The organism is Castellaniella denitrificans, from assembly GCF_042653765.1.
Lineage (GTDB): Bacteria > Pseudomonadota > Gammaproteobacteria > Burkholderiales > Burkholderiaceae_B > Castellaniella > Castellaniella denitrificans.
Window position 1 is genome coordinate 796,781 of record NZ_JBHSEZ010000001.1, and the last position, 25,976, is coordinate 822,756.

A 25,976-nucleotide genomic window follows, 5' to 3' on the forward strand; every position below is an offset into this window, starting at 1 on the left:
GTCCCGGCGGCACGGCCGGGCATCAGGCCGAGCGCAGGATCTCGGTCTTGCTGGACACGCCCTGGCGCAGCCCGCTGGGATCGGTGTCGACGTAGTGGGGAACGCTGCTCTGGACATGCAGATGCAGCCCCTGGATCAGGCGCAGGGCGCCTTCCGGAAGCTCGTGCGTCGCCTGGGAAACGACGCCGATCATGTAGGCGATGTCGGTCTGGATGGGCCGCAGCACCACGCCCTCGAGCTGGGCGCCGCGGATCGAGAACGGGTCGATCAGCGCCACGCCCAGGCCGAGCCGCACCAGGGACAGCGCCGTCTGCTGGCTGCCGACCTCGATGTGGCGCCGGGCCTCGCCCGCCGTGGCCTGCGCCAGGGTGCTGGTCAGGTGATAGCGCATGCGATAGCGGCTGAGCAGCGTGATGACGTCGGTGCCGCGGATGTCTTCGAGCTGGACCGTGTCCCGGGACGCCAGCGGATGGGCGGCGGGCAATGCCAGCAGGCAGGGCGCCTGTCCGCACCAGTGCACGCGCAGGGCCTCGGCGTCGATCGGCAGGTTGATGAGCGCGAAATCCGACCGGCCCTCCGCGAGGGCGCCGGGCGGCACTTCGTGCACGACTTCCTCGATGATGAGCTTCTGGCGGAAGACGGGGCTGAAGCGGTCCATCCTGGCCAGCGCCTCGGGCAGCAGGCTGCGGGCGAGATCGACGGACGCCAGGATCCTCAGGGGGCGGACCTGGCCGCTGCGCATGCCCTGGACCCGTGATTCCAGCTGGTGCAGGTCGGCCAGGATGCCGCGCACTTCCTGGTAGAACTCGGCGCCCTGCTCGGTCAGGGTGATGGCGGGCCGGGTGCGGGCGAACAGCATGAAGCCCAGTTCGGCCTCCAGATCGCTGATCTGGCGGCTGACGACGGGCTGCGAACGGCCCAGCATGCGGCCGGCCGCCGTGACGCTGCCGCTGGTCACGATGGCGTTCAGAGCCTCGAGTTGGCGTATTTCCATGGCACCCGATGCGGATCGTCCCTGTCCGCATCCCAAAAAAGCCCCCACGCTGCGCCTTCGGCTCGCGTCCACCTCGCAGCTTGCATGCTGCTCGGATTCACCAGGCGCGAAATGGTCCGCGGGGACTATTCCGTATCCTGATTCATCTCCCCGAGGGGACGCTCTTGCCTTGGGGCGGCCCGGCGGCAAAAAATCGCCCGGATCAGCCGATGACGGCCCAGACGAAATATCTAGAAATGAATGTTATATGAATATTACTCCTTCGTCCGTACCCCAAAGCAATGAGCTAGCGTAGGAAAGGTCTCTTCCCGCACAGATTGGGCGTAATCCCGCGCCGCCTGCCGTATTACCTGCCCCGCATCGGCGAAACGTTGGGCGAATTTGGGAATCCGGTCGCCGCTCAGGCCCAGGATGTCCTCGGTCACCAGGATCTGGCCGTCGCACGCGGGCGAGGCCCCGATGCCGATGGTGGGGATGGACAGCGCCGCCGTGATTTCACGCGCCAGGGGCTCGCTGATGCCTTCCAGCACCACGCCGAACGCCCCGGCCTGGGCATGGGCCCGGGCATCGTCCATGATGCGGCGGGCGGCGGCGTCGGTCATGCCCTGGGCCTTGAAACCGCCCATGGTGTTGACGTACTGGGGCATGAGCCCGACGTGGGCCAGCACCGGGATGCCGCGCTCGACCAGGAAACGGGTCGTCTCGGCCAGGGGCAGGCCGCCCTCGAGCTTGACGCCGGAAACGCCGCTGGCCGCCAGCAAGGACGCGGCATTGGAGAACGCCTGGGCCGGGGACTGCTGGTAGCTGCCGAACGGCATGTCCACGATCACGCAGGCATGCCCGGTGGCCCGGACCACGGCGGCCGCATGCGCGGCCATCGTCTCCACCGTGATCGACAGCGTGTCGGGCAGCGCATAGCCGACCATGGCCGTGGAATCGCCCACCAGCAGCATGTCCACGGCTTCGTCCAGCAGGCGGGCGATCGGCGCGATGTAGGCGGTCAGCGCCGCGATCTTGCGCTCGCCCTTGAAAGAGACGAGCTGGGGTACCGTGACGCGCTGCGCCTGACTATGTACACTCATTTGACTGACTCCAAAGATTCGTTCATTGCCGGCCGCCCGCTCGCCGGCCAACCGGGCGCTGCCCCCACCGGAGACCCGCATGTCCACCAATCAACCCTATCTCACGTTTCATGATGGCCGCCGCGCGCCCCAACTGGGCCTGGGCACCTGGAAACTGACCGGAGACGCCGTCGTCCCGGCGATCCAGGCCGCCGTCGAAGCCGGCTACCGCTCCATCGACACCGCCGCCATCTACGGCAACGAGGCCGAGGTCGGCCGCGGCATCGCCCGGTGCGGCATCCCGCGCGAGGACCTGTTCGTGGCCACCAAGGTCTGGAACGACCGGCATGGTCACGATAGTACCAAGGCCGCGTTCCAGGAAAGCCTGGACCGGCTGGGGCTCGACTACGTCGACCTGTTTCTGATCCATTGGCCGGTCCCCAAGGAAAAGCGCTACCTGGAAACCTGGGAAGCCCTGATCCAGCTGCGCGACGAAGGCCGAGCCCGATCGATCGGCGTCTGCAACTTCCAGCCGGGCCACCTGCAAAGGCTGCTGGACGGCACCGGCGTGCTGCCGGTGGTCAACCAGATCGAGCTGCATCCCCATTTCCAGCAGGCCGAACTGCGCGCCTACCACGAGGACCACGACATTCGCACCGAAGCCTGGAGCCCGCTCAGCCAGGGCCAGGCGCTGCGGGATCCCGCGATCCTGGAACTGGCGCACCGGCTGCAGGCCAGCCCGGCTCAGGTGATCCTGCGCTGGCACATCCAGATGGGCCACATGGTCATCCCGAAATCCTCGAACCCGGAACGGCTCCAGGAAAACTTCAATCTATGGAGCCTGCACCTGGACGAGGCCGCCATGGCGCGGATCGCCGCCCTGGACCGCGCCGACGGCCGCCTCGGACCCGATCCCGAGACCTTCCACCTGCTGAAATGAGCCCGGCCGGCACGCGCGCCGGCGGCTAGTGTCCTGTCTGGTTAGTCCGGTCATTCAAATCCGCCGGCCAGGACACTAAACACCGTCGCGCCGCGCCCGCCATCCCAGGCGGATCGCCAGGGCCGGCGCGAAGGCGAACACGCCGTAGACCGCCCAGGCGGCCTGCCGCGCGCCCTGCCAGCCGCCCGGATCCGTGAAACCCGCGGCGTTGGCGGCCATGCCCGCCACGCTGGCCCCCAGGGCCATGGCGTACAGCTGCAGGGTCGTGATCGCCGCCGAGGCGATGTTCTGCTGGTCCGGCGGCGCGGCGCGGAACACGCCGGTCAGCAGGTGCGGCCAGCACAGCCCGACGCCCACCCCCACCCCCAGCAGCAGCGCGGCCAGCAGCGCCGTCGGCGCATCCGGATCGGGCATGAAGACGTACAGCCCCGCCAGGGACGTCGCCGACAGGACCGGCCCCAGCGCCAGCAGGCGGCCGACGCAGGCGGACCCGCGCCCGGAACTGGCCAGAGTGCCCAGCGTCCAGCCGGCCGACATCAGCGCCGACAGATAGCCCGCGTGCAGCGGCGACTGGCCATGCAGGACCTGGAGGAAGTAGGGCACGAAGACTTCCGTCGTCACGCCGATGCTCATCAGGCCGATCATGGCGTAGCGGCGACCCAGCGGATGGCTCAGCAACCAGGCGCCCTCGGGCAGGAAGCGCCGGCGCGCCCGGCCGTCGATGCGCGCCAGCCAGAGGACCAGCAGCAGGCCGCCCGCCACGCCGGCGAACTGGGCGATCCAGGACGTGTAGAGGCTGGCCGCCGACACCACCAGCACGGAGGCGACCAGCAGCCCCATGCGCAGCAGCGGCGCCTCCAGCTTCGCGCGGCGGTCCCGGCCCGCGGGCCCCAGTTGCGTCACCAGCAACGCACCCAGCAGCGCGCACACCGGCAGCACGGCCCAGAACGCCCAGCGCCAATGTCCGGATTCGGCGAACAGGCCGCCGATGGCCGGCCCCGACAGGGTGGCCACCCCCCACATGCCGGAAATCAGCGCCATGGCCCGCGACCACAGGGCCTGGTCGAAGACCAGGGGCACGGTGGCGTAGCTCAGGCTGAGCAGCATGCCGCCGCCCAGCCCCTGCCCCACCCGGCCGAACAGCAGCCAGGGCATGCTGGGCGCCAGCCCGCAGGCCACGGTCCCGCCCACGAACACGAGCAGGGCCAGCAGGAACGTGCGCCGCAGGCCGTGCCAGCGGATGCCCAGGGGGGCGCACGAGGAGCCCATGATCGAAGCCGCCACGAACAGGGTGGTGTTCCAGGCGTACCAGGGCAGGCCGCCGATATCCTGGACGACCGAGGGCAGAATGGTGGTGGCGATGAATACGTTGACCGCGTGCACGGCCACGCCGCCGGCCAGGGCGAGGGACCGCAGGCCGTTGCGGCCTCGCAGCAGGGCGCCCCATGAGGCGGAAGGGGATGGATTCATGCATCGACCAGGAAAAGCAGGCCCCATGGCAAAAAAATGCGGGCCGAAGCCCGCATTGTAGACAAGACGGCGCAAGGCCCGGACGGCCGCCCGGACGCGCCGGGCGGCGCCGCGCCGCTATTGCAGCAGTTGGCGCAGGGCGTACTGCAGGATGCCGCCGTGGCGGTAGTAGGCGGCCTCGGTCGGGGTGTCGATGCGCACCAGGGCGTCGAATTCGACGTCGCCCGCCCGGACATGCACGGTCTTGGGCGTGCCGCCGCCATTGAAGGCTTCCACCCCGGTGATCTCGAAGGTTTCCTTGCCCCGGATCCCCAGGGCGGCCGCGTTCAGGCCTTCCGGGAACTGCAGCGGCAGCACGCCCATGCCGATCAGGTTGGAGCGGTGGATGCGCTCGTAGGATTCGGCGATCACCGCGCGCACGCCCAGCAGCACCGTGCCCTTGGCCGCCCAGTCGCGCGAGGAGCCGGAGCCGTATTCCTTGCCCGCCAGGATCACCAGCGGCGTCCCCGCCGCCAGGTAATTCTGCGAGGCCTCGAAGATCGTGCAGACGGGCGCTCCGTCGCGAGTGAAATCGCGCGTCCAGCCGCCCTCGGTGCCCGGGGCGATCTGGTTGCGCAGGCGCACGTTGGCGAAGGTGCCGCGGATCATCACTTCGTGGTTGCCGCGCCGCGACCCCAGCGAGTTGAAGTCCTGGGGCTCGACCCCGTGCGCGCGCAGGTACTGGCCGGCGGGCGTGTCCTTGCCGATGGAGCCGGCCGGGCTGATGTGGTCGGTGGTGACCGAATCGCCCAGCAGCGCCAGCACCCGCGCGCCGCGGATGTCGGCCACCGGCCGCGGCTGGCGGGGCATGCCCTGGAAGTAGGGCGGATTGCGCACGTAGGTGGAGTCTTCCTCCCAGTGGAACAGGCTGCCTTCGGGCGTGTCCAGGTCGCGCCAGAGCTCGCCGCCGTCGAACACGCTGGCGTAGCCGCGCGTGTACATGTCGGAGGAAATGCAGGACCGGATCACGGCCTGGATTTCCTCGGCCGTCGGCCAGATGTCGCGCAGGCGGACGTCCCGCCCTTCGGCGTCCCGGCCCAGCGGGTCGTTGAGCAGGTCGATGTCCATGGTGCCGGCCAGCGCGTAGGCCACCACCAGCGGCGGGGACATCAGGTAGTTGAGCTTGACCTCGGAATGGATGCGGCCTTCGAAGTTGCGGTTGCCCGACAGCACCGAGACGACCGCCAGGTCGTTGGCGCGCACGGCCTCGGAGACTTCGGGGATCAGGGGGCCCGAATTGCCGATGCAGGTGGTGCAGCCGTAGCCGACCAGGTTGAAGCCCAACTGGTCCAGGTAGGCCGTCAGGCCGGCCTTTTCGTAGTAGTCCGTGACCACCCGGGATCCCGGCGCGAGGCTGGTCTTGACCCAGGGCTTGCGGCGCAGCCCGCGTTCCACGGCCTTCTTCGCCAGCAGGCCGGCCGCCATCATGACGGCCGGGTTGCTGGTGTTGGTACACGAGGTGATGGCCGCGATGACCACGGCGCCGTGGTCGAGCGGGAACTCGCCCGCATCCGGCAGGCGCACGACGGCCGGGTTGGACTTCGGCGCGCCGGGCAGCGCGGCCAGGGACTTGGCGAGCGCGGGCTTGGCGTCGGTCAGCGCGATCCGGTCCTGAGGCCGCTTGGGGCCGGCGATGGAGGGCACCACGGTGCCCAGGTCCAGCTCCAGGCGCTCGGAATACCGGGGTTCGTGCGCGGGATCGTGCCACAGGCCCTGGGCCTTGGCGTAGGCCTCGACCAGGGCGACCTGCTCGGCCGGACGGCCGGTGAAGCGCAGGTATTCCAGGGTTTCCTCGTCTATGGGGAAAATGGAGATGGTGGAGCCGTATTCCGGGCTCATGTTGCCGATGGTGGCGCGGTTGGCCAGCGGCACGGCGGCGACGCCGGGGCCGTAGAATTCGACGAACTTGCCCACCACGCCGTGCTTGCGCAACATGTCGGTGATGGTCAGCACCAGGTCGGTGGCGGTGGTGCCTTCCGGCAGGGCGCCGGACAGCTTGAAACCGACCACGCGCGGGATCAGCATCGAGATGGGCTGGCCCAGCATGGCGGCCTCGGCCTCGATCCCGCCGACCCCCCAGGCGACCACGCCCAGGCCGTTGACCATGGGCGTGTGCGAGTCCGTGCCCACACAGGTGTCGGGATAGGCCTCGGTCACGCCGTCGACCTGGCGCGTGAACACGCCGCGCGCCAGGTGTTCCAGGTTGACCTGGTGGACGATGCCGGTGTCCGGCGGCACGACGCGGAAATTGTCGAAGGCCGTCTGGCCCCAGCGCAGGAACTTGTAGCGTTCGACGTTGCGCCGGTATTCGATTTCCTGGTTGCGGCGGAACGACTGGTTGTGGCCGAAGTCGTCGACGATCACCGAGTGGTCGATGACCAGTTCCACCGGCGCCAGGGGATTGATGCGGTCGGGCTGGCCCCCTAGCGCCCGCATGGCGTCGCGCATGGCGGCCAGGTCCACCAGCGCGGGCACCCCGGTGAAGTCCTGCAGCACGACCCGCGCCGGCGTGAAGGCGATTTCACGGCTGGGCTCGGCGTCGGGATCCCAGCCGGCCAGGGCGCGGATCTCGTCGGCGCGGACGGCGACGCCGTCCTCGGTGCGCAGCAGGTTTTCCAGCAGGATCTTCAGGCCGTAGGGCAGGCGGCCCGGATCGAGCCCGTGGTCCTTCAGGGCGTCCAGCCGCCAGATGCGGTAGGACTTGCCTCCCACATCCAGGGTTGCGCGCGCGCCGAAGCTGTTGGGGTGTGCCATGGCATGTCCTCCTTGTCGGTTCGAACCCGGGCCCGCCGGACCGTCTCCGGACACAGGCCGCTCTGATCCGGTCCATCTTACACCGCATCCCGCCCCCGCCCGCCACCCGGCCCTGCCGGCGACACCGACTTTGTGTCCGGCCGCGCGGGCGGCGCCCAACGACCGGACGCCGTCCAGGGTTAAGCGCGGTTTTCCCGGCGCGCCGGCCTACACTGGAACGATTCCCTGTTTTCCCGGAGCGCATTCCATGGCATTTCCCGCATTCTTCGCCCAGGCCCCCCGCATCGCGCTGCACGACCCGCTCGCGCAGCTGCTGGGCGCTTCCGACGACGGCCTGATCGAATACGGCTACGAAGACGCCGTGCGCCTGGCGGGCCATTCCTGCCCCACCGTGGCCGGCGCCTGGCTGATGACGGTGCGCGCGCTGCGCGCCCTGTACCCCGACGCCCCGCCGCGGCGCGGCGACATCGAAGTCACCTTCGCCGACAGCGCGACCAACGGCGTCACCGGCGTCATCGCCAACGTGGTCGGCCTGGTCACCGGCGCCACCACCGATACGGGCTTCAAGGGACTGGCCGGCCAGCACGACCGGCGCAACCTGCTGCATTTCCAGGGCGACATCCCGGGCGAGATCGCCTTCAAGCGCCGCGACACGGGCGACCGCGTCGCGGTGTCCTTCAGCGCCCAGGGCGTGCCGGGCTCGCCCGCCGCCATGCCGCTGCTGCAAAAGATCCTGTCCGGCGGCGCCGGCGACGCGGAAAAGCGGGATTTCGCGCAACTCTGGCAGGACCGCGTGCGCCGCATCCTGGAAGCCGCCGATCAGCCCGGGCTGGTCACGGTCAGCCCGCTGCCGCGCGCCGCCTGATCCTTCTCCCCTTCCCTGCCGGATCCGGCCGGAACGCGAGACGGCCACGCGCCGTGGTCCGGCCGGATGGCCGGGCCGGTCAGTGGCGCCGCTCGTGGGTGGTGTAGTAGCGGCGCTTGTCCTCGTACAGCGCCCGGTCGGCGTCCCTCAGGGCCTGTTCCAGCGCGGCGGGATCGCGGCAGGTGGACTCCCCGGCCGAAAAGCTCAGCGGGATGCCGCCGTAGTACTGGTTGTTCAGCTCGATCAGGGAATGGATGTTTTCCAGCACCTTGCGGGTCGCCGTCTCGTCGTAGCCGGGCAGCAGCACCACGAACTCGTCGCCGCCGATGCGGGCGGCCTGGCAGGGGCGGTCGACGGCCTTGTTCAGGACCTCGCCGAAACGGCGCAGCAGGTCGTCGCCCACCGCATGGCCGCCCTCGTCGTTGGCCAGCTTCAGATTGTTCAGGTCCAGGGCGATGAAGGACACCAGCGGCGCCCGTTTGCGCTGCAGGCGGCCCAGTTCGTCGACGAAATAGGAACGGTTCTTCAGTTGGGTCAGCACGTCGTGCTTGCCCAGGTATTCCAGGTAGGCTTCGGCCTTCTTGCGGGCGGTGATGTCGGTCAGGGAAACCAGCACCAGGCTCCAGTCCTCTTCATGTCCCTGGAACACCGAGAGCTGCAGGTGGATGTGCAGGAGATCGCCCGCCAGGGTGTGGTTCTGGACTTCCTTCTGGTGGAAGAGCCGGCCATGCCACAGGTCGATCAGCTGCTCGGCGAAGGTGGCGCGGGATTCCTCGCGGAAGACGTCGCTCAGGCGCTCGATCAGCTGGTCCCTGGATTCCGCCTTGAACAGCCCCAGGGTGTAGTCGTTGACGTCGAGGACGCGGATTTCCTGGAGGCAGCGGTCGATGAAATCGGGGTGCACGTCCAGGAAAGTGCGGAAATCGCTGATATCCTGTTCGCGCAGCTCGTCGAACAGGCGCTTGATGGCGCTGAAGTCCTCGACCCACAGGGACACCGGCGCCTGCTGGAAGAATTCGCGGGCGTCCCGCTCGCTGGCCTGGGCCCGGCGCCGGGCATCTTGCAGCGGCGTGACGTCTTCCATGGCGACCAGGACCCGGTCCCAGGGCTGCCGCTCGTCGGCCAGCACCACGGCCTTCAGGGACAGGTCCAGCCGCCGGCCCGCCAGCGAATAATTCACCGTATGGCTCTGGAAGCCCCCCCGGCCGAGCCAGAGCTGGTCGAGTTCCCCCGCCAGCCCCTCGAACGTATCGTCGCGCAGCACGTCGGCCAGCCGGCCCATCAGTTCAGGCTGGGACCGGGCGCCGAACAGGGCCAGGGTCTGGCGATTGACGCGCAGGATGCGGATCAGGCTGGCGCAATGCCGCAGCCGGTCGCGGTCCTGGAGCAGCCAGGACCGCAGGTCCGTGACGCCCTCGACGCGCCAGCGGGCGAACTGCGCATGCAGGGCGCTGTAGTCTTCCAGCCACAAGGCCATGGGCGTGGCTTCGAAGAAGTCCGGCATGCCGGTCCCCGCATCCGGAGACTGCCATTCGGCCGACGCTGCCCGCCCTTCATCCATCCTGGCCCCACTCGTGCTTTGAAAGCAGGGATTCTAAATGATATCCCCCCGCGGACGGACCATTTCCGCCGCGACCGGGGGTCATTGTCCCACGCATTAGAGAAAACACCAATGGACAGAACTTCGAATAAATACATGGAGATGGACAATATGAAGGGGCCGCGATCCGGAATCCGGACCCGAGGTTCACAATAGGCCCATCGAGCCTCATGCAGGCCCCGCCCCGGCCTCCCGCCGGAGGCCGCGCCACCGGACCCGCCCGCCCTCCCGGCCCGCCCCGCGTCCGGTCCACGACGAACAACGGAGACCGCCTTGAACACACCCGCCCGCACCGCGCCGCCGCGCCCCGAAGACGAAACCCTGGGGCTGACGGCCAACCTCATGTACGGGTTCCAGCACGTCCTGACCATGTACGGCGGGATCATCGCCGTGCCGCTGATCGTCGGCCAGGCCGCCGGCCTGGGCGGCGCGGAAATCGGCGTGCTGATCGCCTCCTGCCTGTTCATGGGCGGCCTGGCCACCCTGCTGCAGACGCTGGGCATTCCGTTCTTCGGCTGCCAGCTGCCGCTGGTCCAGGGCGTGTCCTTCGCCAGCGTAGCCACCATCGTCGCCATCCTGGCGGCCGGCGGCGGCCTGCCGTCGGTCTTCGGCGCCGTCATGGCGGCGGCCCTGATCGGCCTGCTCATCACCCCGGTCTTCTCCCGCGTCATCCGCTTCTTCCCGCCGCTGGTGACGGGGTCGGTCATCACCACCATCGGCCTGTCGCTGATGCCGGTGGCCGCGAACTGGTCCATGGGCGGCAACCCCAAGGCGGACGGCTTCGGCAGCATGGCCAACATCGGCCTGGCCGCCGCCACCCTGTTCATCGTGCTGCTGCTCAGCAAGCTGGGCAACGCGACCATCTCGCGCCTGTCGATCCTGCTGGCCATGGCGCTGGGCACGGTCATCGCCTGGGCCGCCGGCATGACCGACTTTTCCCGGGCGGCCGACGGCCCGGCCTTCGCCCTGCCGACCCTGTTCCATTTCGGCTGGCCCGAATTCCACCCCGCCGCGATCGTGTCCATGTTCATCGTCATCCTGGTGGTGCTGGTGGAGACGTCGGCCGACATCCTGGCGGTGGGCGACATCATCGACACCCGGATCGACTCGCACCGCCTGGGCGACGGGCTGCGCGCCGACATGATCTCCAGCGTGGTGGCGCCCGTCTTCGGCTCCTTCACGCAAAGCGCCTTCGCCCAGAACGTGGGCCTGGTCGCCGTCACCGGCGTGAAGAGCCGCTACGTGGTCGCCACCAGCGGCCTGATCCTGCTGGCCCTGGGCCTGCTGCCGGTGATCGGCCGCTTCATCGCCGCCGTACCCACGGCGGTGCTGGGCGGCGCCGGCCTGGTGCTGTTCGGCACCGTGGCCGCCAGCGGCATCCGCACCCTGGCCCGGGTGAACTACGAAAACAACATGAACCTGATCATCGTGGCGACTTCCGTCGGCTTCGGCATGATCCCCATCGCCGCGCCCCACTTCTACGCCCACTTCCCGGCCTGGGTCGCGACGATCTTCCATTCCGGCATCAGTTCGGCCGCCATCATGGCCATCACCCTGAACCTGATGTTCAACCACCTGACCCTCGGCAACTCCGACCGGCAATCCGTGTTCGTCGCCGGCACCGGCCACGTGCCCGGCGATCACTGACCACGAGCAACAGCCTGCGCGGCGTGGGGGCGGCAAGCAGCCGCAGGCTGCGCAGCGCGGGGGCCCTTTTTCATCCGGATACGCCATCCGGGCCGGGCCGATGCTATGCTGCCCTCCCCGACACGCCCTCCATCCGCCCCGCATGGAAGCCCTGAACGACACCCTGTTCCTCTGGATCAACGCCAGCGATCCCTCGGCCGCCGCGCTGCTGCTGGGCCGCGTCCTGGCCAACGGCCTGATCTACCTGTTCCCCCTGTACCTGGGGCTGAGCTGGCTGCGGGCCGACGCCGCCGGACGCGAGGCCCTGCTGCAGGCGGCCGTCAGCGCGGCCATCGCCATGCTGCTGTCCTGGGCGATCGCCAAGTTCTGGTTCCACCCGCGCCCCTTCGTCGTCGGCCTGGGGCGCCAGTACATCCCCCACGCGCCGACCGCCTCGTTTCCCAGCAACCACCTGAGCTTCGCCTGGGCGGTCTGCGCCGGCCTGGCCCTGCATCCGGCCCGGCGCCGGGCCGCCTGGATCCTGGCCCTGGCCGCACTGCCGATCGCCTGGGCGCGCATCTACATGGGGATTCATTTCCCGCTGGACATGGCCGGCGCGCTGCTGACCGGCCTGGTGGCCGCCGGCATCGGCCTGCCGCTGCGGAACACGCTGATCCCCGTCCTGCGGCGCGGCATCGAGCCCGCCTACCGGCTGGTGTTCGCCTGGCCGATCCGCAAGGGCTGGACGCGCGCCTGAACGCGGCCATTCATCCGCCGTTCATATCCGGCGGGCGATCATGTGGCGGTTTCATCCCCGTCTCTCAGGAAGTACCGCCATGTCCGCATCCACGACACGCTACAGCGCCCCCACCATCGCCCTGCACTGGATCACCCTGATCCTGATCGCAGTGGTCTACGCCACCGCGGAACTCAAGGGCATGGTGCCCAAGGAAAGCCCCGAGGCGGGCCTGATGCGCATGCTGCATTCTTCGTGCGGACTGACGATCCTGGGACTGACGGCGATCCGCCTGATCGCGCGGCTGTTCAGCCGCGCCCCGGCCATCGTGCCCGAGCCCGCCGCCTGGGAACGGCTGTTCGCCGGCCTGATGCACGTGGCGCTGTACGCGCTGCTGCTCGCGCTGCCGCTGCTGGCCTGGTATGGCATCAGCGCCGTCGGCGGCACGCCGCACGTCTGGGGCATCGCGCTGCCCACGCTGACCGGCGAAAACAAGGAACTGGGCCGCTCGGTCCTCGGCACCCACAAGCTCATCGCCAACATCGGCTACGGCCTGATCGCCCTGCACGTCCTGGCGGCCCTGAGGCACCACTACGCGAGCAAGGACAACACGCTGCTGCGCATGCTGCCGGTCCGCGGCTGATCCCCCGCCGTCGCGGGCCGGCCCGCGGCGCGCGGTTTCACAGGTCCTGGCGCGCGATCGCCATGGCCTCGCGCAGGACCGACAGGTCGCCGATGTGGTTGGCCAGCAGCAGGATCAGGCGGGCGTTGGCCTGCGCGCTCTGCTCGTCGCTGAGATCCCGGTGCATCTCGATCAGCGCCTCGTAGAAGTCGTCGCCGGGCGTGTAGGCGCGCGCATAGCGGCGGCCGGGCTCGCCGAAATTCAGATTCAGGTTCAGTCCCATGGCATTCATTCCTGGTTGCAGGTGGCGCGGGCCAGCGCCTGGCGGACCCGCCCGGCGTCCAGGGCGCGCCAGCGGGCCGCGACGTGCTGGTCCGGACGGATCAGCCAGGCCGACCCCGGCCGGGCGTCGTAGCGTTCGGCGAAACGGCCGGTGTAGTCCTCGAAGACCCGGAAGCCGTGCGGCGAGCGCCCGCCCGCCGGCGTCACGAGGATGACGTCCACCGGCAGGGGGCCGGACATCAACGCCTGCAGGGCGTCGGCCTGGGCGACGTCGCCCGGCTTGTCCACGTAGACCAGCAGCTGGAAGCGGTTGCCCAGGCGCTCCAGCAGCCAGAAATGGTCCACCTGGGCCCGCATGGGACTGTCGTCGCAGGCCGCACCGGGCACCATGTCCCCGGCGAACGCGGCCTCGTCGGGCGTGTTCAGGGGAGAATCGGCCAGGATCGCCGGCACCGACAGGCGGCCCGAATTCACCAGCGCCCGGGCGAACGGGTAGTGGCGCGCCAGCCCCAGCACCGCGTTGCGGAAGGCCAGCGAGGTCTTCGTCTTGGGCGTGATGAAATCCGTGGACCGCGTGGAATTCAGCAGGTTCTCGTCGGCGGCGCGGACCCGCTCGTCGGAATACGTGTCCAGCAGGCGGTCGGGGGCCTTGCCCTCCATCACCAGCCGCAGCTTCCAGACCAGGTTGTCCGTGTCCTGGATGCCCGAGTTGGCGCCGCGCGCGCCGAAGGGCGACACCTGGTGGGCCGCGTCGCCGACGAACAGGGCCCGCCCATGGCGGAACTTGCCCATGCGGCGGCACTGGAAGGTGTAGACGCTGACCCATTCGAGCTCGAATTCGTGCTCTTCGCCCAGCATGGCCCGGATGCGCGGAATGACCCGTTCCGGACGCTTTTCCTCTTCCGGGTCGGCGTCCCAGCCGAGCTGGAAGTCGATACGCCAGACATTGTCGGCCTGGTGATGCAGCAGGACCGACTGGCCGGGGTGAAAGGGCGGGTCGAACCAGAACCAGCGCTCGGCGGGAAAGTCGGCCTTCATGACCACGTCGGCGATCAGGAAGCGGTCCATGAAGATCTTGCCCTCGGCCTCCAGGCCCATCATGCGGCGGATCGAGCTGCGGGCGCCGTCGGCCACGATGAGCCAGTCGGCCTCGACCGGGTAGGCGCCGTCCGGCGTCTCGACCTGCAGCGCGACGCCGTCGTCGCGCGCGCGCACGGACACGACCTTGTTGCGGAACCGCAGGTCCAGCGACGGCAGGGACCGGGCCCGCTTCACCAGGAATTCCTCCAGGTAGTACTGCTGCAGATTGATCATGCCCGGCCGGTGGTGGTCGGGCTGGGGCAGCAGATTGAAGCTGTAGACCTCCTCGTTGCGGAAGAAGGTCCGCCCCACGTTCCAGCTGACGCCCTTGCCCACGCAGGGGTCGGCCACCCCCAGGCGGTCCAGCACTTCCAGGGCGCGCTTGGCGTAGCAGACCCCGCGCGAACCCACGGAAACGGTGTCGTCGTCGTCGAGCAGCAGCACGGGCACGTTCTGCTGGGCCAGGTCGATGGCGGCCGCCAGGCCGACCGGGCCGGCGCCCACGACCACCACAGGATGGCGGACGGGCGTGTCCGATCCCAGCTCGCGCGGGGGACGGTATTCGAACTTCTGGTACTGATAGGTGCTGAGCATGTGTGTCTCCTCCGGACCGGCGCGGGCCGCGGCTTCGAGGCCACGCCGCCCGCCGCGCGATCAGTTCTCCGCTTGCAGGCCGTGCCACATCTCCCGGTCGCGCTCGGCCGTCCAGATGCGCGGATGGCGGATGCCGCCGGCCTCGTCCATGGCCCGGACCACGTCGAAGGGCAGGCAATGCTCGTAGATGAAGACCTGGGCGAACTTCGGATCCATGGCGCGGCGGATGTGCGCCATGGCCTGCTTGAGATCCATCCCCCGGGCATGCGCCTCGCAGGCGGACGAATACAGCGTGGACACGAAGTCGCGCGTGTAGGCCAGGCCCGCGGCGACCCGCTCGGGCGTGTCCAGCGCCGGACCGCGGCCCGGCACCAGCTTCTCGGCTCCCAGGGCGGCCAGCGCGTCCAGGGTGGCCGGCCAGTCGGCCAGCTGGGCGTCGCCGGTGTAACAGGCGGCGTCGTATTCGACCAGGTCCCCGGAGAACAGGACCTTCTCGGACGGCACCCACACCACGGTGTCGCCCCGGGTGTGGCCGGCGCCGGGATGGAAGACGCGGACTTCCAGGTCGCGCCCCATCCACAGGCTGATGCCGTCCCGGAAGACCAGCGTCGGCCAGGTCAGGCCCGGAATGGACTCGAAGGCCTGGAACAGGCGCGGGAAGCGCTCGTATTCGGACTGCATGTCCTGCGCGCCGCGCTCCACGATCATCTCGTAGGTGCCCTGGCTGGCGATGACTTCCTGCAGGCCCTCGTCGCGGTAGGCCGAGGCGCCCAGCACCCGCACGGCATGGTAGTGCGACAGCACGGCATACTTGATGGGCTTGTCGGTGATCTTGCGGATTTCCGCGATCAGCCGCCGCGCCATCACCGGGGTGGCGAGCGTGTCGCAGATCAGGACGGCCTCGTCGCCGATGACGACGCCGGTGTTGGGATCGCCTTCGGCGGTATAGGACCAGCAGTGCTCGGACAGGCGGGCGAAGGTGGCCTTCTTTTCCTCCAGGTCGGCGACGGATGCGAATTGCTTGCTCATGACGGATTCCTCTTGGTGTTTCACATGCCCAGGTACGCGGCGCGCACCTGTTCGTTGCGGATCATGTCCTGGCCGGTGCCCGACAGCACGATATGGCCGGTTTCCAGGACGTAGGCGCGATCGGCGATGCCCAGCGCGGCGAAGGCGTTCTGCTCGACCAGCAGGATGGTGATGCCCTGGGCCTTGAGCGTGCGGATGACGTTGAAGACTTCCTCGACCAGCAGGGGCGCCAGGCCCATGGACGGCTCGTCGAGCAGCAGCAGGCGCGGCCGTCCCATCAATGCCCGGCTGATGGCCAGCATCTGCTGCTGCCCCCCGGACAGCGTCCCGGCGGGCAGGCGGCGCTTTTCGCGCAGGACGGGGAACATCGCGTAGACGCGCTCCAGGTCCTCGTCCGCCTGGCCGGCGGGCCGCAGGTAAGCGCCCAGGCGCAGGTTGTCCTCGATCGACAGGGGCCCGAAGACCTGGCGGCCTTCGGGGCTGTGGCAGATGCCGGCCCGCACCCGCCGGTCCGCCCGCACCCGGGACAAGTCCTGTCCCGCGAAGCGGATGCGGCCGGCGCTCATGGGCTGGATGCCGGACAGCGTGCGCAGGAAGGTGGTCTTGCCCGCCCCGTTGGCCCCGACCAGGGCCACGAGCTCGCCCTTGAAGACATCCAGGCTGAGGCCCTTGAGCGCCTGGATGCGCCCGTAACAGGACTCCAGGTCCCGGACCTCGAGCAGCGGCTCGCGCGCGGCGGCCAGATGACCGAAGCCCCCCGCCTGGCTGCCTCCCAGGCCGATCGTCTCCGGGGCGAGCGACACGATGCGGTGGTAGAGCTCGCGGTATTCGGCGCGGGCCTGCTCGCCGAACAGGGGGTCGCGGTGATCGGAGAAGGCGGCCGCGATGCCCGCCCAGTCCTCGGGCTGGAGGACTTCGCGCGCCAGGGGAAAGGCATCCTTTTCCTCGGTCCGGATGTGCCGCTTGAGCTGGTCCGCGTAGCGGCGCAGGCCCTCGATGAATTCGGGCTGGTCCGCCAGCGGCCCCCCGCGCCCCAGGAAGCGGCGCAGGGCGCGCAGGCTGTCGGGCCCCTGCCGGTGCTCCGCCTCCAGGGCGTCCAGGATGGGGGCGGCGGCCTCCGGGGCGCGCCGCCGCAGCGCCAGGAACAGGTACTGGTCCTCCTTGGCGTGATGGCAGCCGTCCATGAATTCCTGGATGTAGTCGAACAGGGCGTGGAAAAAGCCCTCCTCGACCGGCTCGCCCGCCTGCAGCTCGCCGGCCACCCAGTCCATGGTGGTGGCGATGCGCCAGAGATTGCGGTGTTCTTCCTGAATGATGTCCAGTGCGTGCATGATGTCCCCGATCAGGCGTGGCCGCCCAGGTAGGCCGCGATCACGTCCGGATTGCCGCGGACTTCCGGCCCCGAGCCTTCGGCCAGCCGCTTGCCGTAGTCCAGCACCAGGATCCGGTCCGACAGGTTCATGACCATCTTCATGTCGTGCTCGACCAGGACGACGGTGACGCCGGTCCCGGCGATCCGGCGCACCAGGGCGTCGACTTCCTGGGTTTCCTTGGGATTGAGCCCGGCGGCCGGTTCGTCCAGGAACAGCAGGCGCGGCCTCATGGCCAGCGCCCGGGCGATCTCCAGGCGCTTGAGCGCCCCGTAGGGCATGCTATCGGCGCGCGCGCGGACGTAGGATTCCAGGCCCACGAATTCCATCAGCCCGGCCGCCTCCTCGCGCAGCGCCCGGTCGCGGCGCCGCAGGCCGGGCGTGCGCAGCAGCGCCTTGAACAGGCTGCCGTCCAAGTGCAGGTGGGCCCCGACCATGACGTTCTCCAGGGCGCTCATGTTCATCCAGACCTGCAGGTTCTGGAAGGTGCGCGCCATGCCCCGGCGGGCCAGCTCGTAGGGCGTGCGGCCCTGGATCTCCCGCCCGTCCAGGCGGACGGCGCCCGCCGTGGGCCGGTAGACCCCGGTGATCAGGTTGAACAGGGTCGTCTTGCCGGCGCCGTTGGGGCCGATGACGGAATACACGATGCCCTCGTCCACGGAAAAGCTGACGTCCTGGACGGCGCGGACGTTGCCGAACTGAATGGACAGGCGATCGACTTCGAGCAGGGCCATGGCGTCAGTCCTCCACGCGCAGGCGGGCCGCCAGGGTGGGCACCAGGCCGCGCGGCAGGAAGATCATGCACAGCATCAGGATCGCGCCGAAGACGACGATCTCCCAGCCCTCGAAGGTCGCCAGGGCCTGCGGCAGCGCCGTCAGCAGCACGGCCCCCAGCACCGAGCCGAAGACCGACGCCATGCCGCCCACCACGACCATGGTGACCAGTTCGATCGAGTGGAAGAAGTTGGCGACCTCGGGCGTCACGAAGCCGACGTAATGCGCCAGGACGCTGCCCATGACGCTGGCGACGACGGCCGACAGCACGAACACGGTGGTCTTGTAGCGCGGCACGTCCACCCCCACGACCTGGGAGGCGATCTCCGAGCCGTGCAGGCCCCGCAGGGCGCGGCCGAACGGGGAGTCGATCAGGTTCAGCGCGCCCCACACGCTCAGCAGCAGGAGGGTGGCCACCACCCAGTACCATTGGATGTCGCGCATGAGTTCGTGGCCGAACAGCTCCATGGACTGCACCGGCATGCCGTCGGGGCCCCCGGTCCAGGCGGCCTCGTTGCGGATCACGATGTTGATGATGATGCCCAGGCCCAGCGTCGCCATGGCCAGGTAATGCCCCTTGAGGCGCAGGATCGGCCGCGCGACCAGCAGCGCCAGCAGCCCCGTGCCCGCGGCCCCGGCCACCAGGGCCAGCAGCGGGTGCCAGCCGAAATGGGCGGGCAGCACCGCCGAGGCGTAGGCGCCCAGGCCCACGAAACCCGCGTGGCCCAGGCTGATCTGGCCCGCGTAGCCGATCAGCAGGTTCAGGCTGAGGACGATCACGGCGTTGATGCACATGCGGATGACGATGTCCAGGTAATAGCTGTTGGGCGCCAGGAAGGGCGCCGCGGCCAGCGCCAGGGCCAGGATGGCCAGGCCGATGAGGGAACGTCCGCGCATGGTCACACCCGCTCCGTGGAAAGGCCGCCGAACAGGCCGCGCGGCATGAAGAACAGGATCAGCAGGATCAGGACGAAGGGGATGGCGTCCTTGTACGCCGAGGAGACGTAGCCCGCGCCCATGGCTTCCAGCACGCCGACCAGCAGGCCGCCGACCACCGCGCCCAGGCCGCTGCCCAGGCCGCCGACCACCGCCGCCACGAAGCCCTTCAGGCCCAGCATGATGCCCACGTCGTAGGAAGTCAGCGTGATCGGCGTGATGAGGATGCCGCCCAGCGCGCCGAGCGCGGCCGCCAGGGCGAAGCTCATGAGCAGGACCCAGCCGGTGCTGACGCCCACCAGCTGCGCGGCGACCCGGTTGTAGGCCGTGGCCAGCATGGCCTTGCCCGCCAGCGTGCGGCTGAAGAAATACCAGAGCAGCGCCACCACCACCGCCGTCACCCCGAACACCCAGAAGCTCTGGGGCTGCAGCGTCGCCCCCAGGAGCGACACGGGGGCGTGGTCGGAAAACGGCGGCAGGCTGTGGGCGCCCTTGCCCAGCCAGACCTGGATCAGGCCGCGCAGCACCAGCGAGGCGCCGATGGTGATGATGATCAGGGTGACCGTGTCGGCGTCCTTGACCGGTTCGATGGCGCACTTCTCGAGCAGCACCCCGACCAGGGCCGGCAGCAGCACGGCCAGCGCGAAGGCGGGCGCCCAGTGCAGGCCCGCCTGGGTGAAGAACACCGCCAGCATGCCGCCCAGCATGATGAATTCGCCCTGGGCGAAATTGATCACGTGGCTGGCGTTGTAGATCAGGTTGAAGCCCAGGGCGGCCAGGGCGTAGGTGGCCCCGACGGTCAGGCCCGAGAACAGGAACTGCAGGAATTCCGCATGCACGGCATGTCTCCTCGCCAGGGCACGGAGCCGTTCCGCGCGCGGCGGAGGGATTCCGATCCCGATGTATTACAAATCAAATTTTTAATCATCTGATTTGGTATCGGAGAAAACATAGAGGACAAGCGCCGGATGATCAAGGGCATCTGATGAATAACCCACAGTCATTCGGGAAAACCATCAACGGAACCGGACGTCCGGCTCATCCATTCATCGGATCAGCCTCTGGATCGAGACGGTTTCCAGCAATACGAGAATCAGGATTTTTTCTTGATATTTGTATCATCACGACCTGGAACAGGCCTGCGGACGGACCGACGGCCCCGCCGCGGCGCCGGCCGGCGCGGGAATCAGAGCGAGATCGCGACCAGCGGATCGTCGGAGGGGAACCGCTCGAAGCCGTCTTCCAGGCGCGCGGGCACCGTGCCGTCGGCCAGCCGCATGTGGGCGTCCAGATGCCATTCGGACGGTTCGGCCAGGCGGCGGTACAGCTCGCGGCACACCATGCGCGCGGACTGCCCGGGCCAGTCCGCCGGCAGCAGGACTTCCGGCAGTTCCGGATCCCGCAGCAGCAGGCGGCGGTAATCGTGGATCATCAGCACCCGGGCCAGGAAGGCTTCCTCAGGTTCCAGGCGGACCCTGCGGTCGCGCCGCAGCTCGGCCAGGATCGGCAGGTAGTCGGCCACGAAGGCGGCGTAGGACTCGGCCAGCCGCTCCAGGTTCCAGGCCCGGGCCACCAGGTCGGCGTCGGACGCCGTCAGGGTGATGCGCGCGTCGGCGGCCAGCAGGGGCAGCAGGCTGCCCAGCATGTCGCCCAGGCCGTCGGCCTCGAGCGTATCGTAGGCGGCTTCCAGGTGCGTCGAAGGATGCACGAAGCAATCGTTCCCCAGGCTGCCGAAGCCCTGCCACAGCAGGGCCTGGCGCAGGCGGTCCCGCTGCCGGGCGTCGAGCTCGCCGACGACCAGGATCAGGCGCCAGCGACGGTCCCAGATCGGCGCGTGGGACGAATAGATGTGGCGCGAGGCTTCCTCGAAGCGCAGGCGCCCGGAATCGGTCAGCACGTATTCCGCGCGCCGCCCGTGCGTGTCGGCCCGCAGCCATTTTTCCTTGCCGAGGCGGAACACCGACGTGCGCACCAGGCGCTCGTTCAGGCCCAGCGGCTCGAGCAGCTGGATCAGGCTGCCCAGCCAGATCCTCCCGCCGCGCGGCAGCACGGCGTCGCCGAAGACCGACATGATCAGCGAACCCGCGCGCACCCGCTGCTGTTGACGAAAACGGTCGATGCGGTGCTGGATGGCGGGGATCAAGGCGGTCGGTGCATGGGTTTCAGGACAGGCGGCCTTCGGATCGGGCATTCTGAATGGCGAAGAATCCTTCCTTGTGGATGAGTTCGTCCTTCGCGCCCAGCGACTTGACCGCCGCGACGCAGGCGTCCACGAATTCCGGGCTGCCCGCGATGAAAATGCTGTGCGCGGACAGGTCGGGATACAGGCCGGGCAGGATGGTGTCGATGCGGCCCGCCAGGTAGCCTTCCCGCTGTTCGCGCGTGAGGGTTATTTTATAGTCGAAATTGCGGTGCTTGGTGCGCCACCAGGCCATCATCCCCTGGCCGTAGACGTCGTCGGCGGTGCGCGCCGAGAAGATCAGGTCCACTTTCTTGCGGTAGCCGCGCCGCAGCGCGGCCTCGGCCAGGTCCAGGATCGGCGCCAGGCCCGTGCCCGCCGCCAGGCAGAGCACCGGGGTTTCCGCGGACGGATCGCCGATGAACGTGCCGTAGGCGCCGCTGATCTTGACGCTGTCGCCGACCCGCAGGGTGTCGTGGATCCAGGCGCTGGTGACGCCGTCGTCGGCGCGCGCGACCTGCAGGGTGATCTCGCCGTCGGGCCGGGGCGCGTTGGCGATCGAGTAGGCCCGCCGGGGAATGTTGGCGCGCTCGTCGCCCAGGGTGACGTACTGGCCCGGCCAGTAGCGGATCGGCTGACCCACCGGGCGCAGGCGGATCTCCAGGGTGCGCCGGGCCACCTCGCGGCGCTCGATCAGCACGAACAGCGCGCCTTCCCGGGGTGGGAACAGCTTCGGCCGCGCATCGGCCGTGCCCCATTCGATCACCATCTCGTCGGAAATCGGCTTGGCCATGCACATCAGGCCGTAGCCCTGGCGGCGTTCCTCGGCCGACAGGGCCATGTCCAGCACCATCCCCTGGTCGTACTGGCCTTCCAGGACCCGGACCTTGCATTCGCCGCAGGCGCCGGCCCGGCAGTTGTTCGAAAGCGCGTAGCCGGCCTTTTCCAGGGCCATCAGGACCGTGTCGCTGTCCTTGCATTCCACGGACTTTCCGGAGGGTTGGATGATGATGCGTGACATGGGGGGTTTCCGTTTTTTTCGACTGTCTGGGGAACGGCCCCGCCGCCGGGGGGCGCGGCCGGGGCCGGGATGCGGCCGCCGGGGAAGGAGCGCGCGGCGGCGCCCTTCCCCGGGCGGTCAGAACACCGGGATGATGTCCTGCATTTCCACGTCCGAGATCTCGTGGCCGGTGATCCCGACTTCCGGGATGGCCGGGAACGGGATGTCGTAGCGGTCCAGGACGCCCTTGAGGTTCAGCATCGCGTTCTTCCAGTTCTCGAGCTTGGCCTCGTAGGTGGGGATGCCGAAACCGGCGTCGCGGGCGATGGCCTCGGCCTCGCGCTGCGTGGCGATGAAGTCTTCGGGCAGGTCCCAGAATTCCATCGGCGGTTCGAACAGGACGGCCGACAGGAACAGATAGCCCGCGCGGATCTGCTTGGTGACGACGGACTTGTGCTCTTCGCTGAGTCCCGGGTAGTCGCGCTCCATCACCGCCATGCAGATCGCCATGTGGCGGCCTTCGTCGCGGCCGATGTTCTTGAAGGCTTCCTTGAAGACCGGCTCGCGCGAGTTCTCATACATCTGCTTGAAGATGGTGGCGGCGGCGATTTCCCCCATCAGGAAAGAGCTGAACAGCACCGCCAGGTCGTACTTGGGCACGGCGTTCTTGTAGCCGTTCCAGTAGCGCGCGCCGTTGAAATACAGCCACTTGGCGTTCTTCTGCAGGCGGCGGCCGATGTCGGTCTTGGGCTCGTAGGTGATGGGGTCGGGATGGTCGAGCAGCTTGGTGATCGACAGGCCGCACATGATCTCGTGGTTCTGCTCGTCGCTGGTGACCGAGAAGAAACACTTGCGCACGGGGTCTTCCTCGTGGACCTCGTAGGTCTTGATCAGGGCTTCGGCGAAGACCGGGGGCGCGGATGCGTCGAACACCGACAGCAGCGTCCACCAGTAGGCGATGCATTCGCGCTCTTCCCAGGAATAGCTCTCGACGTCGAGCGTATCCCAGGGCAGTTTTTCGGGTTCCCAGTATTCCCTGAGCGAGGCTTCCCAGACTTCTTGCAGCTTCTGGGTCTTGCGGTGCCAGGACAGGGGGTAGACGTTGGGCTGTTCAATTTCGGGGGGAAATTCCATCTTGTCCGAAAAGCGTTCCTTGCTGGACATGAAAGGGCTCCTTTGGGTGGGTGTACGGGGGCGGACGGATCTGGTCCTTTCAGCCCGATTCAAATCGGGCATGACTCAATCATGTTACTTGAATAGCCGTTCTGTCAAATTATTTGTATCGCTTAATGCCTAGGGTTTTCCTGGATTATAGAAAGACGGAAGTACATCGAACATCCAATACCCTATGAAACCATTGATTTTCCTTGTTATACGATTATTTGATAAATCCATCACGAAATCAGATAAATTAGGCTTGATTGAAAAGTTGCTTTCCAAAAGTGATACATTAATCGTCATCAAATACAAAGTTTCGTATTTCTAAAGGACATGCCGCCCCCCACAGGCCGGCACTGGAGGCCCCCCATGTCGCACCCCCTGCTGGACCCGCACCGCCCCCTGCTCGACCGCGCGCTCGAAGCCATCGCCACGCGCGGCTACTGGTCGGCCTATGCCGAATCCCCCAGTCCGAAGGCCTATGGCGAAGGCGCGCCCGAGGCCGGCCGCGCCGCCTTCGAGGCCCACCTGGGCAAGCCCTTCGAGCTCGGCCAGCCAGGCCAGTGCGGCTGGCACGACGGCGAGACTTCGCCCTACGGTGTCCCCCTGAACATCCGCTATCCCCAGTCCGATCCCCAGGCCCTGGTGCGGGCGGCCCTGGCGGCGATGCCGGCCTGGCAGGCGCTGGGCGCCGAAGGCCGGGTCGGCATCTGCCTGGAAATCCTGCAGCGGCTGAACCGCCAGAGCTTCGAGATCGCCCACGCGGTCATGATGACCAGCGGCCAGGGCTGGATGATGGCCTTCCAGGCGGGCGGCCCCCACGCCCAGGACCGGGGGCTGGAAGCCGTGGCCTACGCCTGGCGCGAAATGTCGTTCATCCCCGCCGAGGCCGTCTGGGAAAAGCCACAGGGCAAGCACCCGGCCCTGGTGATGCGCAAGCGCTACGAAATCGTCGGCCGGGGCGTCGGCGTGATCATCGGCTGCGCCACCTTCCCCACCTGGAACACCTACCCGGGGCTGTTCGCGGCCCTGGCCACCGGCAATCCCGTGATCCTGAAGCCGCACGGCCACGTCGTCCTGCCCGCCGCCATCACGATCCGCACGATCCGCGCCGTGCTGGCGGAGAACGGCCTGGACCCGAATCTGGCCACCCTGTGCCTGCCGCCCGGCCACGAGGCCGCGCACGCGCTGTACACCCATCCCGACGTCCGCTCGATCGACTACACGGGCGGCAACATCTTCGGCCAGTGGCTGCTGGACCACTGCCGCCAGGCCCAGGTCTACGCGGAACTCGCCGGGGTCAACGGCATCGTGATCGACTCCACCGACGACTACGCGGGCATGCTGCGCAACCTGGCTTTCACCCTGTCGCTCTATTCCGGGCAGATGTGCACGACGTCCCAGGCGATCATCATCCCGGCGCAGGGCATCGACACCGACCAGGGCCGCAAGTCCTTCGACCAGGTCGGCCAGGACCTGGCCCAGGCGATCGAGCGCTTCCTGGAAAAACCGGAGGTCGCCCAGGCCGTGCTGGGGGCGATCCAGTCCGACGCCACGCTGGCCCGCATCGACGAGGCGGCCGGCGGCGGCATGGGCCGGGTCGTGCTGGCGCCCAGGGCGCCGCATTACGAGGAATTCCCGCAGGCGCGCGCGCGCACGCCGGTCCTGCTGGCCTGCGACGCGCGGGACACGGAACACTACGCCCGGGAACAGTTCGGTCCCATCAGCTTCCTGGTGCGCGCCGACGACACGGACGCCGCCCTGGCGCTGGCCGAGGACCTGACGCGCCGGCACGGCGCGCTGACGCTCGCGGTCTACAGCACCCGCGAGGCCGTGCTGGACGCCGCCGTCCAGGCGTCCTGGCGGGCCAAGGTCGCCCTGTCCATCAACCTGACGGGCGGGGTCTTCGTGAACCAGTCGGCCGCCTTCTCCGATTTCCACGGAACGGGCGGCAACCCGGCGGCCAACGCCTCGTACGCGGATTCGGCCTTCGTGGCCAACCGCTTCCGGGTCGTGCAGCGCCGCGCCCACGCCTGAAGACCGTCCACTCCGATCCGCGAAGGCCGAATCCGATGACCTATCAGAACATCCGCTTTTCCATCGAAGGGGGCGTCGCCCGCCTGACCCTGGCGCGCCCCGACAAGCTCAACAGCTTCACCGAAGCCATGCACCTCGAAGTGCGCGACGCGCTGGACCGGGTCCAGCGGGACAGCGCGGCCCGCGTGCTGGTCCTGGGCGGCGCCGGGCGCGGCTTCTGCGCGGGCCAGGACCTGGGCGACCGCGCCATGCAGATCGGCGCCGGCCAAGCCCCCGATCTGGGCGCCACCGTCGAAGGCTTCTACAAGCCGCTGATCCTGGCGCTGCAGAACCTGCGGGTTCCGACCCTGGCGGCGGTCAACGGGATCGCCGCCGGCGCGGGGGCTTCCATCGCATTGGCCTGCGACCTGGTCGTCGCCGCCGAGTCCGCCTATTTCCTGCAGGCCTTCAGCAAGATCGGCCTGATTCCCGACACCGGCGGCACCTGGCTGCTGCCCCAGCGCGTCGGCATGGCGCGCGCCATGGGCCTGGCCCTGCTGGCCGAACGGCTGCCCGCGCGCCGGGCGGCCGACTGGGGCCTGATCTGGTCCTGCGTCGCCGACGAGGCCTTCGAGGCCGAGATCGACCGGCTGGCCGCGCAATTGGCCCAGGCGCCGACCCGGGCGCTGGTGCGCACCCGCCAGGCCATGCAGGCCGCCGCCTCGCATACGCTGGAACAGCAGCTCTCGATGGAGGCCGGCATCATGCGCGAACTGGGCTGGCGGCCCGACTACGCGGAAGGCGTCGCCGCCTTCCTGGAAAAACGCCCCGCCCGGTTCACAGGGGAATGA

The 25,976-nt window shown here is 68.7% G+C and carries 22 protein-coding genes and 1 pseudogene; 7 read left to right on the forward strand and 16 right to left on the reverse strand.

Annotated features, from left to right (window positions below; all coding sequences use genetic code 11):
- Positions 1-22: 22 nt before the first annotated feature.
- Both ACFO27_RS03775 and panB read right to left on the reverse strand, forming a co-directional pair.
- Complete coding sequence (locus ACFO27_RS03775) at positions 23-994, reverse strand: LysR family transcriptional regulator (RefSeq protein WP_376816069.1); 972 nt, start codon at positions 992-994, stop codon at positions 23-25.
- A 254-nt stretch (positions 995-1,248) separates the two neighbouring features.
- Positions 1,249-2,076 (reverse strand): 3-methyl-2-oxobutanoate hydroxymethyltransferase, encoded by an 828-nt coding sequence (gene panB / locus ACFO27_RS03780; protein WP_376816070.1) that lies wholly within the window; start codon positions 2,074-2,076, stop codon positions 1,249-1,251.
- Between the two features lie 79 nt (positions 2,077-2,155).
- Between panB and ACFO27_RS03785 the strand changes: the two genes are divergently transcribed.
- Positions 2,156-2,995: an aldo/keto reductase gene (locus ACFO27_RS03785; RefSeq protein ID WP_376816071.1), complete on the forward strand. Its 840-nt coding sequence runs from the start codon at positions 2,156-2,158 to the stop codon at positions 2,993-2,995.
- Positions 2,996-3,070: 75 nt separating this feature from the next.
- On the opposite strand, the gene ACFO27_RS03790 is transcribed toward ACFO27_RS03785, so the two are convergent.
- A complete protein-coding gene (locus ACFO27_RS03790; protein ID WP_376816072.1) occupies positions 3,071-4,465 on the reverse strand; it encodes an MFS transporter in 1,395 nt (464 codons plus the stop codon).
- 117 nt (positions 4,466-4,582) lie between these two features.
- A complete protein-coding gene (acnA, locus tag ACFO27_RS03795) occupies positions 4,583-7,258 on the reverse strand; it encodes an aconitate hydratase AcnA (protein WP_376816073.1) in 2,676 nt (891 codons plus the stop codon).
- Between the two features lie 247 nt (positions 7,259-7,505).
- Here acnA and ACFO27_RS03800 point away from each other — a divergent pair, with 247 nt between their 5' ends.
- Complete coding sequence (locus ACFO27_RS03800; protein WP_376816074.1) at positions 7,506-8,123, forward strand: FmdE family protein; 618 nt, start codon at positions 7,506-7,508, stop codon at positions 8,121-8,123.
- Positions 8,124-8,202: 79 nt separating this feature from the next.
- Here ACFO27_RS03800 and ACFO27_RS03805 read toward each other — a convergent pair whose 3' ends face one another.
- Entirely contained in the window at positions 8,203-9,627 is a 1,425-nt protein-coding gene (locus ACFO27_RS03805; protein ID WP_376816075.1) for a sensor domain-containing diguanylate cyclase, read from the reverse strand.
- A gap of 369 nt (positions 9,628-9,996) precedes the next feature.
- On the opposite strand from ACFO27_RS03805, the gene ACFO27_RS03810 reads away from it, so the two are divergent.
- From ACFO27_RS03810 to ACFO27_RS03820, 3 genes are all read left to right on the forward strand, one after another.
- A complete protein-coding gene (locus ACFO27_RS03810; RefSeq protein WP_376816076.1) occupies positions 9,997-11,370 on the forward strand; it encodes a nucleobase:cation symporter-2 family protein in 1,374 nt (457 codons plus the stop codon).
- Positions 11,371-11,512: 142 nt separating this feature from the next.
- Positions 11,513-12,106, forward strand: a complete 594-nt coding sequence (locus ACFO27_RS03815; RefSeq protein WP_376816077.1) for a phosphatase PAP2 family protein — start codon at positions 11,513-11,515, stop codon at positions 12,104-12,106.
- 79 nt (positions 12,107-12,185) lie between these two features.
- The gene (locus ACFO27_RS03820) at positions 12,186-12,728 is read left to right on the forward strand and encodes a cytochrome b (protein WP_376816078.1); all 543 of its coding nucleotides are present in this window, start codon (positions 12,186-12,188) and stop codon (positions 12,726-12,728) included.
- A 37-nt stretch (positions 12,729-12,765) separates the two neighbouring features.
- Here the strand turns inward: ACFO27_RS03820 and ACFO27_RS03825 are convergent, their stop codons facing one another.
- The 11 genes and pseudogenes from ACFO27_RS03825 to ACFO27_RS03875 form a co-directional block, all read right to left on the reverse strand.
- Entirely contained in the window at positions 12,766-12,990 is a 225-nt protein-coding gene (locus ACFO27_RS03825) for a DUF2783 domain-containing protein (protein ID WP_376816079.1), read from the reverse strand.
- A gap of 5 nt (positions 12,991-12,995) precedes the next feature.
- Positions 12,996-14,663 (reverse strand): FAD-dependent oxidoreductase, encoded by a 1,668-nt coding sequence (locus ACFO27_RS03830; protein WP_376816080.1) that lies wholly within the window; start codon positions 14,661-14,663, stop codon positions 12,996-12,998.
- 60 nt (positions 14,664-14,723) lie between these two features.
- Positions 14,724-15,692 carry an MBL fold metallo-hydrolase gene (locus ACFO27_RS03835; protein ID WP_376816081.1) on the reverse strand — a complete coding sequence of 323 codons (969 nt, stop codon included), beginning with the start codon at positions 15,690-15,692 and terminating at the stop codon, positions 14,724-14,726.
- Positions 15,693-15,712: 20 nt separating this feature from the next.
- On the reverse strand, positions 15,713-16,414 hold the full coding sequence (locus tag ACFO27_RS03840) for an ABC transporter ATP-binding protein (protein ID WP_376816403.1): 702 nt from the start codon (positions 16,412-16,414) through the stop codon (positions 15,713-15,715).
- Positions 16,415-16,624: 210 nt separating this feature from the next.
- A pseudogene (locus ACFO27_RS03845) lies at positions 16,625-17,023 on the reverse strand (hemerythrin domain-containing protein); the annotation flags it as partial.
- 11 nt (positions 17,024-17,034) lie between these two features.
- Positions 17,035-17,796 carry an ABC transporter ATP-binding protein gene (locus ACFO27_RS03850; protein ID WP_323030141.1) on the reverse strand — a complete coding sequence of 254 codons (762 nt, stop codon included), beginning with the start codon at positions 17,794-17,796 and terminating at the stop codon, positions 17,035-17,037.
- A gap of 4 nt (positions 17,797-17,800) precedes the next feature.
- On the reverse strand, positions 17,801-18,733 hold the full coding sequence (locus tag ACFO27_RS03855; protein WP_376816082.1) for a branched-chain amino acid ABC transporter permease: 933 nt from the start codon (positions 18,731-18,733) through the stop codon (positions 17,801-17,803).
- Positions 18,734-18,735: 2 nt separating this feature from the next.
- Positions 18,736-19,611 (reverse strand): branched-chain amino acid ABC transporter permease, encoded by an 876-nt coding sequence (locus tag ACFO27_RS03860; protein WP_376816083.1) that lies wholly within the window; start codon positions 19,609-19,611, stop codon positions 18,736-18,738.
- Between the two features lie 347 nt (positions 19,612-19,958).
- Positions 19,959-20,963, reverse strand: coding sequence for a phenylacetic acid degradation operon negative regulatory protein PaaX (gene paaX, locus ACFO27_RS03865; RefSeq protein ID WP_376816084.1), 1,005 nt, complete (start codon positions 20,961-20,963; stop codon positions 19,959-19,961).
- Positions 20,935-21,972, reverse strand: a complete 1,038-nt coding sequence (locus tag ACFO27_RS03870) for a 2Fe-2S iron-sulfur cluster-binding protein (RefSeq protein ID WP_376816085.1) — start codon at positions 21,970-21,972, stop codon at positions 20,935-20,937. Before ACFO27_RS03870 ends, paaX begins: the two co-directional genes overlap by 29 nt.
- A gap of 117 nt (positions 21,973-22,089) precedes the next feature.
- Entirely contained in the window at positions 22,090-23,115 is a 1,026-nt protein-coding gene (locus ACFO27_RS03875) for a hypothetical protein (protein ID WP_376816086.1), read from the reverse strand.
- A 363-nt stretch (positions 23,116-23,478) separates the two neighbouring features.
- Here ACFO27_RS03875 and paaN point away from each other — a divergent pair, with 363 nt between their 5' ends.
- Complete coding sequence (gene paaN / locus ACFO27_RS03880; protein WP_376816087.1) at positions 23,479-25,146, forward strand: phenylacetic acid degradation protein PaaN; 1,668 nt, start codon at positions 23,479-23,481, stop codon at positions 25,144-25,146.
- Between the two features lie 35 nt (positions 25,147-25,181).
- On the forward strand, positions 25,182-25,976 hold the full coding sequence (paaG, locus tag ACFO27_RS03885; protein WP_376816088.1) for a 2-(1,2-epoxy-1,2-dihydrophenyl)acetyl-CoA isomerase PaaG: 795 nt from the start codon (positions 25,182-25,184) through the stop codon (positions 25,974-25,976).

Excerpts from the sequence above, each read along its gene's own strand:
- paaG (WP_376816088.1), top strand. The coding sequence starts at position 25,182 with ATGACCTATCAGAACATCCGCTTTTCCATCGAAGGGGGCGTCGCCCGC.
- ACFO27_RS03875 (WP_376816086.1), bottom strand. The coding sequence starts at position 23,115 with ATGTCCAGCAAGGAACGCTTTTCGGACAAGATGGAATTTCCCCCCGAA.
- ACFO27_RS03835 (WP_376816081.1), bottom strand. The coding sequence starts at position 15,692 with ATGAGCAAGCAATTCGCATCCGTCGCCGACCTGGAGGAAAAGAAGGCC.
- ACFO27_RS03790 (WP_376816072.1), bottom strand. The coding sequence starts at position 4,465 with ATGAATCCATCCCCTTCCGCCTCATGGGGCGCCCTGCTGCGAGGCCGC.
- ACFO27_RS03775 (WP_376816069.1), bottom strand. The coding sequence starts at position 994 with ATGGAAATACGCCAACTCGAGGCTCTGAACGCCATCGTGACCAGCGGC.
- ACFO27_RS03815 (WP_376816077.1), top strand. The coding sequence starts at position 11,513 with ATGGAAGCCCTGAACGACACCCTGTTCCTCTGGATCAACGCCAGCGAT.
- ACFO27_RS03850 (WP_323030141.1), bottom strand. The coding sequence starts at position 17,796 with ATGGCCCTGCTCGAAGTCGATCGCCTGTCCATTCAGTTCGGCAACGTC.
- ACFO27_RS03785 (WP_376816071.1), top strand. The coding sequence starts at position 2,156 with ATGTCCACCAATCAACCCTATCTCACGTTTCATGATGGCCGCCGCGCG.
- ACFO27_RS03870 (WP_376816085.1), bottom strand. The coding sequence starts at position 21,972 with ATGTCACGCATCATCATCCAACCCTCCGGAAAGTCCGTGGAATGCAAG.
- acnA (WP_376816073.1), bottom strand. The coding sequence starts at position 7,258 with ATGGCACACCCCAACAGCTTCGGCGCGCGCGCAACCCTGGATGTGGGA.
- ACFO27_RS03800 (WP_376816074.1), top strand. The coding sequence starts at position 7,506 with ATGGCATTTCCCGCATTCTTCGCCCAGGCCCCCCGCATCGCGCTGCAC.
- ACFO27_RS03820 (WP_376816078.1), top strand. The coding sequence starts at position 12,186 with ATGTCCGCATCCACGACACGCTACAGCGCCCCCACCATCGCCCTGCAC.
- ACFO27_RS03805 (WP_376816075.1), bottom strand. The coding sequence starts at position 9,627 with ATGCCGGACTTCTTCGAAGCCACGCCCATGGCCTTGTGGCTGGAAGAC.
- paaX (WP_376816084.1), bottom strand. The coding sequence starts at position 20,963 with ATGCCCGATCCGAAGGCCGCCTGTCCTGAAACCCATGCACCGACCGCC.
- ACFO27_RS03830 (WP_376816080.1), bottom strand. The coding sequence starts at position 14,663 with ATGCTCAGCACCTATCAGTACCAGAAGTTCGAATACCGTCCCCCGCGC.
- ACFO27_RS03855 (WP_376816082.1), bottom strand. The coding sequence starts at position 18,733 with ATGCGCGGACGTTCCCTCATCGGCCTGGCCATCCTGGCCCTGGCGCTG.
- panB (WP_376816070.1), bottom strand. The coding sequence starts at position 2,076 with ATGAGTGTACATAGTCAGGCGCAGCGCGTCACGGTACCCCAGCTCGTC.
- ACFO27_RS03825 (WP_376816079.1), bottom strand. The coding sequence starts at position 12,990 with ATGGGACTGAACCTGAATCTGAATTTCGGCGAGCCCGGCCGCCGCTAT.
- paaN (WP_376816087.1), top strand. The coding sequence starts at position 23,479 with ATGTCGCACCCCCTGCTGGACCCGCACCGCCCCCTGCTCGACCGCGCG.